The organism is Rickettsia endosymbiont of Polydrusus tereticollis (assembly GCF_964026385.1).
Taxonomy (GTDB): Bacteria; Pseudomonadota; Alphaproteobacteria; order Rickettsiales; family Rickettsiaceae; genus Rickettsia.
In genome coordinates, this window is the sequence record NZ_OZ032142.1 from 1,693,599 (window position 1) to 1,705,653 (window position 12,055).

Here is a 12,055-nt window from a genome sequence, read left to right on the forward strand (position 1 = left end):
CCATATTTAAACAGGGAATTCTTTAATCTTTTTTTCATACTCTGGTTGGCAGTCTACGAGTGATAATTTTGAATATATTTCAAGTGATTGACGACTCTCATGCCCCGAATAAGGTTGGATTAATGCATCATCCACGCCTTTTTTCTTCATCCATGTAAAAAGAAAATGCCGTAATTTATGTGGTGATATTGAGTTCTCAATGCCAGCTTCTTTTGTGTAATTCATTAATATTTTCCTAATACCTCGATCAGAATACGGTTTCTTCCAACTAGATTCAAATAGGTAAACTGTCTTATTTTTCTTTGCATTTTCAATGTGTACAGCTAATACTTCTGTAAATGCATTAGGAAACGGAACTATTCTATCTTTACTACCCTTTCCGTGGTTAATTCTAATTTGACAACTATCTAAATCTATATCTGATATTTTTATTTTTACCAATTCCGATACTCGTACCCCAGTATAAAGTAACGTCTTAATAATTACTACATGCTTCATATTTCTTGATTTCCATACAGCCTTATAATACTTACTAATTTCCTCTTCTGTTGGTACATAAGGTAATTTCTTTGTGGTGCTATTGTCTACTTTTACATCGAGTTCTTTACGAATATGTCTAAATAATTCTCTCAAGTAATTATAATCTGGTTGTTCCTTTTTTAAATCCTTCAAAAAGTATCTGGCTTTTTCTCTTACAGGAGTACGGTTTATTATTGTCATCGGTAATACCCCGACCCAGCTTGCGAATATATTAATATACGTTGGTTAAAATCAATTGGAAACAAGCCGTATGGATTAATATGCGTTGAAAGTAACGGTGTTAATGCCCTGTAATCTTCAGGAGTCAGTTTGTTTTGCCAGTGAGGCTCAGATAATACTTGCTGAATAATAAGAGTATTAATATAGACAATACAAGCTTGTAATAAATGTAGACATAATATTGATAATTCTTGATCACCAATATTGTTTGTTGTGAGCTCTCCTAGTTTCCCATAGAAAATAAAATCCATTATATAATTTAAGCGTTCTACTACATTCAACCCTTCATTGATTTCAATTCTAAGATCTTCTGAATCTAGGTATTTACATAGAAAAATACTTTTATTTGCTTTACCAATTTCTAACAAAGTTCTATATACAGGATGTTCGTAATTATTATTACTAAAACGTTTTACTAGTACATCAGGTTCTACAATACCCAATTTTAATGCTACAAGATGTTTAACGGCTTCATTGTAATTCTCCTCAATTAATTTCCAATTGATACCACCTTTAATTATTTCAGAAATATATTGGTATTTCCATTTATCTCCAGATGCAACCCCATAAAGTTTTTGTTTATTTATTGCTTTTAATCTAGGTAGTAAATCAAAATCAAGTAAGTAGCTAATAGCAAAACCTATCACACTTTGACCATGAGTATCAACAAATACTCTGTTCATGTTCATCTCTGTATCATGATCAATTATACCTTTAATCATTGACCCTACTTCTGAAGATGAACAACTTTTTAATTGTGAATAAATACATAATGATTTCTTATCGACATGCCAATAAATCATTACTCCTCGACCTTGATAACGGTGATGCCACTCATTAATAAGATTTTGATCCCAACTACTTATCTTTGTTGAATCGCATGCTACTGATGTTGTTGCTTCTCCCCAAATATCTGGATTACGTATTTTGAGAATATTGTTAATAATTAGACGAATAGAGTTTCTAACATTTGTAGCATTAATATACCTCTTCTTAATATAACGTAAATCGCTGTAATTAACATCACCATTGGCAATACTTATTCTCTTCAATCCTGTATTGCTACCTATACCATATAAACACAATAAAAGTCTTTTTCTAAGGCCTGACGGTTCAATACTACTACTTTTAGCAATAGTTTCCATTTGCCGTGTAAAATTGGTAAGTAGATCAGTTTCTTTTAAAATATCAATAAGGTTTATACTTGACCACCTACCTGTAATTTCCTTTTGTAGTGCAATGATGTTATTTGGATCTTTTTGTGCTTCTGATGGGGTAATAGTAATATTCTTCCCAACAGTACTTGTCTTGATTTTAACAAGATTATTATTAGGTATTTTGCTATTTAGATTTTCTAAACCCCTTTCTAAGGCATTTTGTAACTTTGTAATAAACTCCTTATCATCTAAAGGTAGACCAAGTTCTTGATAATATTGTTGCTTTTTTTGTTCAAAATCTTTTGGTATATCTTCTTCAGGATTTCTATATCGATAACTTCTTTTAATCCATATTGCTTTGAAGTTTAAAAAACGCTTCAATTCTTCTAAAACGGCAAGCTCATAGTTATATTTATTAACTTTAATCACATCTTTATCTACTTGAACAACCATTGGATGCCAATTTGTAGGTATTATACCTTCAATAGGCGGCTCCGTTTCATAATACTCTGAGTCTGATTCATTCCAGTACTTATTAATAAATTCAACAGCTTTCAAAATCGGTTGATAACTAGAGTGATCTTCTTTTAACTGAAAAGTTTGTAGTATTGGTAGTAGTGTGGTTCTACTTCCATACGCATACTTTGAATGAATCTTATTTTGTACCTGTTGTTGATACCATTTACCGCGTTGCTGTAAATCAGTAATTATTGCTTCTAGTTTTTCTTTAGAAACTTCAGGGTAAATCTTATCTTCAATTGTACTTTTAGGATTGTTAACTGATAAAGATGCTAATTTCTCTAGAATATCAAATTTTCCATCAACACGCTTAACCTCCTTTACAATATAGTTATCTACGTATTTTTCAGAACTAGAACGTATACGTTTTATAAGCTTAATTAATGTATCAGCTAAACTATCTAATATTAGCTGCAATCTTATATAACAGAATATTGCCATAGTCGCATATTTTGCCACAGGGCTAAACTCTAAAATATTACTAGGCGATAAAACCATGATACGATCATAATATTTCAGCAGTAATTTTCTATCTACTAAATCTACAATCGATTTGGGCAAAGTAATTTTTTTTAATAAAGCGATCTTATCCAAAGCAAAATTAACATTTTTTAGCCTAACCCCAGGTATATCATTTTTTAACTCTGATAATTCTATAATACCATTCTTTGACTGTTCGCTTTGTTCAAGGATTTGGTCAATCAAATAACAGTTATCTTGACTTAAACTTTTAACCCGGATATTGCATGAGATATAGGAGACAAAATCCTCGTAAAGCTGTATAATACTGGTATTTCATTAGAATAATACAAAGGATTTTGTCATGACAAATTGTATAGCATATAGTTACCAGTTTTCCAAAGTAAAAAATCGGACAATAGAGATAAATTTCACTGGAGGTGATATTAGTAGCGATGGAGGTGTGTTGTTATTAAGAGAAGCAGATAAAAGGCTTGGTATAACAGAGGAGCTTGCTAAAATATTTCCTGATAGACGAGATGGTAGTAAAATTACCCATAATATGGCAACAATGCTGAGGCAACGAATTTATGGTATTGCATTAGGTTATGAAGATTTAAATGACCACAATTATCTACGAAAATGTCCTGCTATGCAAACAGCTATGGAAACAATTGATGATATGGCAAGTAGTTCTACCTTATGTCGTATAGAAAACAATGCTGATAGACACTTTGCAATTAAAGTGCATGAACTAATGCTTGATAAATTTATTAAGTCTCATAAAATAGTACCAAAGCAGCTAATACTTGATTTTGATGCTACGGATGATGAAATTCATGGGCAACAGGAAGGTAAGTTTTATCATGGTTATTACGGTCATAATTGCTTTTTACCTTTGTATGTTTTTTGTGGAAAGCATCTGTTAGTTAGTTATCTTAGGACGTCAAAGCAGGATCAAGCAAAACATTCTTGGGCAATATTATCATTGTTAGTAAAACGTTTTCGCCAAGCTTGGCCAGAGGTAAAGATTATTTTTCGTGGTGATAGTGGATTTTGTCGTCATCAGATGTTTGATTGGTGTGATATTCATAATATAAAATATATTGTAGGAATGCCCCAAAATAACAGACTAAATGAGTTACTGAAACCTACAATGGAGAAGTCAAAAGCAGCATTTATTATAACCCAAGAAAAGCAACGTCTTTTTAGTGAGTTTCCATATAAGGCTGGTAGTTGGAGTCATGAACGTAGAATAATTGGTAAGGCAGAAATGACAATGCTTGGAGAAAATCCAAGGTATATAGTAACTAATTTATCAGATAAACCTGAAGATTTATACGACAAAGTTTACTGTGGTCGTGGTGATATGGAAAACCGTATAAAAGAGCAACAACTAGAATTATTTGCAGATCGTACTTCTTGTCATAGATGGTGGGCTAATCAGCTCAGAATGATTTTATCGGGTCTTGCATACACTTTAGTAGAATATATCAGAGGTAATTTATTACAAGGTAGTGCATTAGCAAAAGCACAAATAGGTACAATACGTTTAAAATTATTAAAAATTGGGGTAGTAATTATCCGTAATACTAGGCGTATTAAGTTTTTGTTATCTTCATCATATCCTTACCGACAGGTATGGAATCATGTGATGAAGAAATTAGCATTAGAATAACCTAGATTAGCACTGTTCCCGGTGCTTAGAAAAAATGGGGTAAGGGGCATTACATCTAAAATTTGAAAATAACGGCTTCAAAGCACTTTTTGGCAAAATTTTTACAAAAGTATCATTGCTAATATTATAAATTACTCAATTTCTTACTTTAAATCTCACTTCATGCAATATCCGGGTTAAATATCTTTTCAAAAAGTTTTTGTTCAAATTGATGCTTTGCTGAAGCAACATAACGATCCAACTGTTTTTTCTTGAATAGTACAATTTTATTTTGGTCAAAAAATAACCTAGTCTGCTCCATTAATAATTCATTAGATGGATAATGAGGTAGAATATTATTTGTTAGATATTCTGTAAATATTAAAACATCATTATTATTTGCTTGGCGATATCCCAGATATTTTCTAATATCCTGATGATATCTTTCTGCTGTTCTACCGCTCCAATTAAATTTTGAAAGAATAGACTCTTCAATATCCAACTCTGAAGCAATGGCTGATATTAATTTTAATGATATTGGTTTTTCTTCTGCTGCAGGGAATTTAATGTGAGACCGAAAATAAATTAACATTACTCCAAAAGCTAGTTGATTGATTTTACCAGTTTTTGTGTTGCATAGATTAAAATCTTCTAATGATAGTAAATTTGACATATATTATTTTGTATGTTCCTAGAATACCTAATGTCGGTACTATTTACGAACAATACTACCTATAATCAAATATTATTAGCTGTATCTTTTAATATAAATACTAAAAAGTGTCAACAATATTCTTTTAGGAACTTAAAATGTTGGAACTTTACATTAAATGTGGCGGCTCATCGCAGCTACCTTAACACTGGTCCAAATAGTGTTTTTAGCTATTTAAACGGTGTTTTTAGAATCGAATTCCGTAACAAAATAGTCCTTTTACAAGAAAAGAAGAAATACTTAAAAATGCTATCAAATCTGTCTATGGAAACGATATTGATATTCAGATTGTACTAAGTAATAAACCTAAAGCAGATCGAGCTCATAATAACTACTTCAAGCCCAAAAAAGAGTTAAGTATGAGTGTAGAAGTCAAGATTTGATCTTACAGACGCTATAAATTTTGCACCTGATTGTCAGTTAAATTTTGACTGTCAGACAAGTATTCAAGATACAAGATCTCATTATTTTTTTCAATAGCTAATTTCTTACTATCTTGAAAAGTTTTCATAGGAGTTTTACCATAACAATATTTTCCTGAATGTGGTCGCTCATTATTGAAATGCTCTAACCAAATATCAAGATCTAATTGTAAATCATCAAGATATGTATAAATCTTTTTCCGCATTGCTGTATCAAAGAATTCTTGTTTCATGGTTTTATTAAAACGCTCACACATACCATTTGTTTGGGGAGAATATGCCTTAGTTGTAGTATGTTCTATACCTTCTATGCTAAGAAATAACTCAAAAGCATGATGCTCTATATTGCCCTTATATTCTGACCCACGATCTGTAAGAATACGCAGTATTGGTATCCCTTGGCTCTCATACCATGGTAACACCCGGTCATTAAGCATATCAGCAGCAGTAATTGCTGTTTTATCAGTATATAGTTTAGCATCCGCTACCCTAGTATAGCTATCAATAAATACCTGAGAATAAACCTTACCTATACCTTTAAAATTACCTACATAATACGTATCCTGACATCCTAGATAACCTGGATGCTGCGTCTCAATTTCTCCATGTGCTTCTTTTTCATTACGACGCTTCTCTAGTACTTGTAACTGAGCTTCAGTAAGAACAATCCCATCTTGAGCCATCTTTGCTTCTAATGCTTTAAGCCTTTTACTGATATTGTTTAAATCATTACGTAACCAAGCGGAAAAAGATTTATACATATCTTGATGATTTACAATTAGATCTTGATATTTGGTTAGAGCATTTCAATAATGAGCGACCACATTCAGGAAAATATTGTTATGGTAAAACTCCTATGAAAACTTTTCAAGATAGTAAGAAATTAGCTATTGAAAAAAATAATGAGATCTTGTATCTTGAATACTCGTCTGACAGTCAAAATTTAACTGACAATCAGGTGCAAAATTTATAGCGTCTGTAAGATCAAATCTTGACTTCTACAAATCAGGGAACCCTGGACTCCATATTCAAAAGAGTAATACTACCATATAAATTACTTATAATAGACGAGTTTGGGTATCTGCCGTTAAAACAGGAACAGGTCAATCTGTTATTTCAGGTTATAGCAAAGCGTTACGAAAAGGGGAGCATAATCCTAACAAGCAATCTTCCATTTGGGCAATGGCATAATAGTCTTGCTCAGGATGCTGCTCTTACAGCTGCTATCTTAGATCGTCTACTTCACCACTCTACTATACTCAATATTAAAGGTGATAGTTTCAGGCTTAAGGATAAAAAGAAAGCTGGTTTTGTACCAACGGGAATCATTAACAAACAGGAGGATAATCTTATGATTTAAATATCGGATAATTTTTTTATGATACTGTATTAATTTTCAGTCGGCTCATATTAAAAATCTGTATCATTTTTCGACCGGGGTTGACATCTGTATCTTTCAGAGAAAATAACGAATTTATAAATTGGCTTATCCAGCCATTTATCCATTTCGGAGAAAAATTATGAAATATAAATGCTTATCCATTGCTGGATTTGACGGATCAGGTGGTGCTGGTATCCAAGCAGATCTTAAAACCTTCTCTGCTCTTGGTTGTTACGGCATGACCGTTCTAACAGCCTTACCTGTACAAAATACATGTGGGGTTAGAGGCTGCTATAATATTTCACTAACCTGTATCAAGGAACAATTAGAAGCTATTTTTGATGATATTGTGCCGGATGCAATAAAAATCGGTATGTTATTTTCGTCTGAGATCATTGAGCTTGTTGCAAAGTGCTTACGTGAGCGAGCTAAGAATATTCCCATTGTTTTAGATCCTGTCATGATAGCCAAGAGCGGCGATTTATTGTTGCAAGAAAATGCAGTGGAAGCCTTAAAATCAATACTCATCCCGCTTGCTACAATAATTACACCAAACCTACCCGAAGCTCGAACTTTAATTGCAGGAGAGCATAAGAAGCAAGTGTTAGCAAATCATTTACTAAACTTAGGATGCAGCGCTGTACTTCTTAAAGGTGGGCATGAAAGTGGTTCAACATCTGATGATATATTCTTAGACCGTAATGATGGCTTGCACATCCTATCTTCAAAACGCATTATTTCAAAAAATACACATGGTACAGGGTGTACATTATCTGCTGCAATTAGCAGCTTTCTAGTTCAAGGCGTAGGGCTTCTTGAAGCTTGCAAACTTGCCAAGCAATATTTATTTGAAGCAATTCAGGCAGCAGAAGATCAAAGCGTAGGAAAAGGTCATGGACCAGTCCATCATTTCTATAAGTATAATGGTACCCAAAAACTAGACAAGAAAATAGAGAAAAGTAGGTATAATATCTCCTAGGAAAAGGAGCAAAAAATGAAAAAACAAGTTAAAAAATATAGTGCAGAAGAAAAAGCAAAAATAGCAATTGAAGCAATATCTGGAGAAATGACTATAGCTCAAATTACCAGCAAATATGGTGTTCACGCTAATCAGATTTATAAATGGAAGAAAGAAGCTTTAGATTTTATGGTTTCTGGATTTAAATCGAAATCTAAACAACAAGATACCGGCCAAGAAGATTTAATTAAATCATTATTTGAGCAAATAGGCCAGTTAACAGTTGAAAGAGACTGGCTCAAAAAAAAATCTAGTATCTTTGGATTTAGAGGTTAGGAAAAAAATGATAAGTTATGCTTCAAAATTAACCATAGCAAGACAATGCGAACTTTTAGATTTAAACCGCTCAAGTTACTACTACCGAGCTAGGAATACCTTAGATGATAAGGAGTATAGAGTACTGAACAGAATTGATGAGATTTTTACAGAGCATCCCTATTATGGTACTAGAAGAATGTCTCATGTCCTAAAATCCGAAGGGTTAAATGTTAGTCGTAAGATGATAAGAAAATATTATAAAATACTTGGTATTGAAGCAGTATACCCAAAGATTAATTTAAGCCGTAGGAATCAGGCTCATAAAGTATACCCATATCTATTAAATAATATAGAGGTGGTTTGCCCCAATCAAGTTTACTGTGCAGATATTACTTACATAAGATTAAAGCAAGGTTTTGTATATTTGGTTGCTATAATGGATTGGTATAGTCGTTATATTTTGAGTTGGCGGGTGTCGATTAGTTTAGAAAATGATTTTTGTATTGAAGCTCTAAATGAAGCAATATCTATACATGGCAAGCCTGACATTTTTAATAGGATCAAGGAGTACAATTTACATCAAAAGATTTTACTCAAATACTTGAGCAACAAGGCATAGCTATTAGTATGGACGGCAAAGGCAGAGCCTTAGATAATGTATTTATTGAACGTTTTTGGAGATCTTTGAAACAAGAGAAGATTTATCGTTTTGATCTTGAAAGCAGTACTAGATATGGCAATAGAATACCCGGCTTATGGTCAGATGAGAGTATCAAATGAACTTAAAAAGACTGGTATTCTTGTATCGCCTGGAGGAGTAAGATCAATTTGGTTGCGTAATGATTTAAATAATATCAGTAAAAGACTTAAAGCATTAGAAGCTAAGATGGCTCAGGATGGTGTTGTTCTTACCGAGGCTCAGTTACAAGTGCTAGAGAAGCGTCGTAATGAGAAAGAAGCACATGGAGAGATTGATACGCAGCATCCGGGTTATTTAGGGTGTCAGGATACATATTATGTGGGCAATTTTAAAGGTATAGGTAAGGTTTATTCTCAGGTATTTATTGATAGTTACAGCAGAGTCGCTGATGCTAAACTATATACTGATAAAACAGCACTTACCGCTGCTGATATGCTTAATGATCGGGTATTACCATGGTATGAGAGTCAACAAATACCAATACTTCGTATTCTAACTGATAGAGGTAGTGAATATAAGGGCAATATAGAGCATCATGCTTTTGAATTGTTTCTAAGTATCGAAGGTATAGAGCATACTACTACTAAAGCATATTCTCCTCAAACAAACGGTATGTGTGAGCGTTTTAATAAAACTATAAAACAAGAATTCTTTGATACAGCTATGCGGAAAAAGATTTATACTGATCTTGACGATCTACAACTAGATATTGACATTTGGTTAGAACATTATAATAATGAAAGACCACATGCTGGAAAATATTGTTATGGAAAAACTCCTATGCAAACTTTCAAGGATAGTAAAAAATTAGCTGTTGAAAAGAATAACAAAATCTTATATCTTGAGTACTCGTCTGACAGTCATAACTTATCAGACATTCAGATATAAAATTTATAGTGTCTGTAAGATTAAATCTTGACTTCTACACTCCTTTAGAACAGAAGTTGTTATTTAAAAGGTTTAATAATGGTGCTAATCCACCTAAAGAGTTATCAGCTAAAGAAGCAATTAAATTGATTGCTAAATTGGGTGGGTATATTGGTAGAAACCGTGATCATCCACCTGGTATTATAAGCTTATGGCGTGGGTGGACTAGGTTGATGAATATGGTTAGTGATTACAAGATTTTAGTTGGAATAGAGATATAGAAACTTATGGGTAATGCTAAGCCTTCACCAGACGCTTACAAACCATATTGGGTCATGCCATTCAATGTATTCTATACCAATATAGTTAACTGATTCTTAGTAATTCCAATGGCTGGTCTGTTATTTAAATATGCACTTACTTTATAGTAAACTCAACTTAAATTTAATCATCTAATTCTTCAATTTGCTTTTTAGTTAAGCCAGTAGACTCAGATATTATCGTAATTGCCACTCCTGATCTTTTCAAGTTTCTTGCTATGGCTATTTTTTCTTTGGCTTCCCCTCTAGCTTCAGCTTGTTCTAGAGCATATTGTTCTACTGCTTTGTTATCCATGATGCGTTTAATTTCCTGCTCATAAGCAAGGAGTTCTGCTTCATTCCAGTTAAACTGATTTAATGCTTCATAAGCACGCCCTACTACAAGATCACTACCTATAATTTTCTGCAGGTCAGCTTCACTTGTGTTAGCAGCATACTTAAAGAAATAGCACCATTTTTCGGTAATAGTTTTTAAGTCTTCAATTTTATCTATATTAAATTTAGGTAGTTCAATAAAGCTAAAAGAGAAATCCTTTAAGTCATGTTCAAAAGTAACTTTATCAAGGATGACATGATGAGAGATATAATCAGCTTTATCAGGGAAGATAATATAATCACTAATAGCAATAAAGATGACTTCCTTGAGGTTAGCATAGAGACCGTCTTGTTTTTGTCCTTGGGATAGTTGTCGAGAATAGGCTTTAGCAGCATAATATTGAGCTCTTTTCTCAAAGCCTTTAGAAGGGGAGACTTGCATTTCTACAATGACTTGTGTGCCATTTTGAGCTTTACATAGAACATCAACAAGAGATTGTTTTTTATAAGCAATATCAGGGTCTTGGACAGGACTTAGGAAAGTAACATCCTTTATTTGTTCATCATCTTTAAATTCCATGATATCATTAATAAAGTGAATAAGAATGTCTTTGTTCTTTTCAGAACCAAAGATTTTCTTGAAGGCGACATCATTTTTAGGATCGAGGAACTTTGAAACTGCCATAATTAGTTACTAATATTTGTATATACATTAACATATTATAGCACAAAATAGAAGATAAGTAAGTTATAAATTTGTTTTACATAATCTTGGGTGTTTATTATCATCAATGAATGTAAAGCGGTACAAGCAAGTATTAGAGGTTATTATCTCTGATACGCATAATGGTTTGCCTGCTTGTATTAAAATGTCTTGCAATAGATGTGATAGTTTTGCCAACTTGTAGTTGCTGTATAACCTGTTTTTTTTGTAATTCTGCTAAAATTTGTGGTCGTCCGAGAGTTTTACCATTTGCTTTAGCTCTCGCAAGCCCAGATTGAGTACACTCTATTAACAAATCACGCTCAAATTGAGCAACAGCATTAATTACTCCCATAGTCATTTTCCCAGCTAAACTGGTAAGATCAACACCCCCAAGTGCAAGACAATGAACTTTAATTCCTATTTTCTCTAATTTGTTAACTGTGATGCTGACATCAATAGCATCACGTCCTAATCGGTCTAACTTGGTAACAACTAGAACATCGCCATTTTCCATCTTATTTAACAGATGTGCAAAACCTTGACGCTTAGCTATAGGCATAGAACCAGAAACCGTTTCAGTAATTATACGATGTGGTGCAATAATAAATCCAGCTGATTCAATTTCCCTGATTTGATTTTCAGGTATTTGTTCGAGTTTAGAAACGCGGGCATATGCAAAAGTACGAGACATAGAAGATAGTGTAAATTGTATTAAAAAGGGTGTCCTGAATATAAGGTCTGTACTAAAGTAAGTCAATATAATTTATGGACATAGGAACAAGGGGTGTACGGAAACGTTCGGGGC

At 33.0% G+C, this 12,055-nt stretch carries 11 protein-coding genes and 4 pseudogenes; 9 read left to right on the top strand and 6 right to left on the bottom strand.

All coding sequences use genetic code 11. The features are described from left to right. Window positions 1–6: 6 nt before the first annotated feature. Window positions 7–720, bottom strand: coding sequence for a tyrosine-type recombinase/integrase (locus tag AAGD48_RS08200; RefSeq protein ID WP_341789693.1), 714 nt, complete (start codon window positions 718–720; stop codon window positions 7–9). After that, window positions 717–3,140: a Tn3 family transposase gene (locus tag AAGD48_RS08205; RefSeq protein ID WP_341789694.1), complete on the bottom strand. Its 2,424-nt coding sequence runs from the start codon at window positions 3,138–3,140 to the stop codon at window positions 717–719. The genes AAGD48_RS08200 and AAGD48_RS08205 overlap by 4 nt, the downstream gene beginning before the upstream one ends. 118 nt (window positions 3,141–3,258) lie before the next feature. On the opposite strand from AAGD48_RS08205, the gene AAGD48_RS08210 reads away from it, so the two are divergent. Next, window positions 3,259–4,572 carry an IS1380 family transposase gene (locus tag AAGD48_RS08210; RefSeq protein ID WP_341789277.1) on the top strand — a complete coding sequence of 438 codons (1,314 nt, stop codon included), beginning with the start codon at window positions 3,259–3,261 and terminating at the stop codon, window positions 4,570–4,572. 160 nt (window positions 4,573–4,732) lie between these two features. Here AAGD48_RS08210 and AAGD48_RS08215 read toward each other — a convergent pair whose 3' ends face one another. Continuing rightward, entirely contained in the window at window positions 4,733–5,224 is a 492-nt protein-coding gene (locus AAGD48_RS08215; protein WP_341789695.1) for a DUF4158 domain-containing protein, read from the bottom strand. A gap of 433 nt (window positions 5,225–5,657) precedes the next feature. Next, window positions 5,658–6,431, bottom strand: a pseudogene (locus AAGD48_RS08220) (integrase core domain-containing protein); the annotation flags it as partial. Here AAGD48_RS08220 and AAGD48_RS08225 point away from each other — a divergent pair. The 8 genes and pseudogenes from AAGD48_RS08225 to AAGD48_RS08260 all read left to right on the top strand — a co-directional run. Continuing rightward, window positions 6,428–6,658: pseudogene (locus AAGD48_RS08225) on the top strand (IS481 family transposase); the annotation flags it as partial. The pseudogenes AAGD48_RS08220 and AAGD48_RS08225 sit on opposite strands and share 4 nt — an antisense overlap. A 30-nt stretch (window positions 6,659–6,688) precedes the next feature. Then, a pseudogene (locus AAGD48_RS08230) lies at window positions 6,689–7,045 on the top strand (ATP-binding protein); the annotation flags it as partial. A gap of 160 nt (window positions 7,046–7,205) precedes the next feature. After that, the gene (thiD, locus tag AAGD48_RS08235) at window positions 7,206–8,045 is read left to right on the top strand and encodes a bifunctional hydroxymethylpyrimidine kinase/phosphomethylpyrimidine kinase (RefSeq protein ID WP_341789696.1); all 840 of its coding nucleotides are present in this window, start codon (window positions 7,206–7,208) and stop codon (window positions 8,043–8,045) included. A gap of 15 nt (window positions 8,046–8,060) precedes the next feature. Further along, complete coding sequence (locus AAGD48_RS08240) at window positions 8,061–8,360, top strand: transposase (protein WP_045812944.1); 300 nt, start codon at window positions 8,061–8,063, stop codon at window positions 8,358–8,360. A 7-nt stretch (window positions 8,361–8,367) separates the two neighbouring features. Continuing rightward, complete coding sequence (locus tag AAGD48_RS08245; protein WP_341789697.1) at window positions 8,368–8,961, top strand: IS3 family transposase; 594 nt, start codon at window positions 8,368–8,370, stop codon at window positions 8,959–8,961. An 8-nt stretch (window positions 8,962–8,969) separates the two neighbouring features. Next, window positions 8,970–9,122 carry a hypothetical protein gene (locus AAGD48_RS08250; RefSeq protein ID WP_341789698.1) on the top strand — a complete coding sequence of 51 codons (153 nt, stop codon included), beginning with the start codon at window positions 8,970–8,972 and terminating at the stop codon, window positions 9,120–9,122. After that, window positions 9,055–9,930: pseudogene (locus tag AAGD48_RS08255) on the top strand (IS481 family transposase); the annotation flags it as partial. The gene AAGD48_RS08250 and the pseudogene AAGD48_RS08255, both read left to right, overlap by 68 nt. A gap of 8 nt (window positions 9,931–9,938) precedes the next feature. Further along, on the top strand, window positions 9,939–10,190 hold the full coding sequence (locus tag AAGD48_RS08260) for a hypothetical protein (protein ID WP_341789699.1): 252 nt from the start codon (window positions 9,939–9,941) through the stop codon (window positions 10,188–10,190). A 163-nt stretch (window positions 10,191–10,353) separates the two neighbouring features. On the opposite strand, the gene AAGD48_RS08265 is transcribed toward AAGD48_RS08260, so the two are convergent. After that, window positions 10,354–11,229, bottom strand: coding sequence for an Rpn family recombination-promoting nuclease/putative transposase (locus AAGD48_RS08265; RefSeq protein WP_341789700.1), 876 nt, complete (start codon window positions 11,227–11,229; stop codon window positions 10,354–10,356). Between the two features lie 133 nt (window positions 11,230–11,362). Beyond that, entirely contained in the window at window positions 11,363–11,941 is a 579-nt protein-coding gene (locus AAGD48_RS08270; RefSeq protein ID WP_341789701.1) for a recombinase family protein, read from the bottom strand. Window positions 11,942–12,055: the final 114 nt, after the last annotated feature.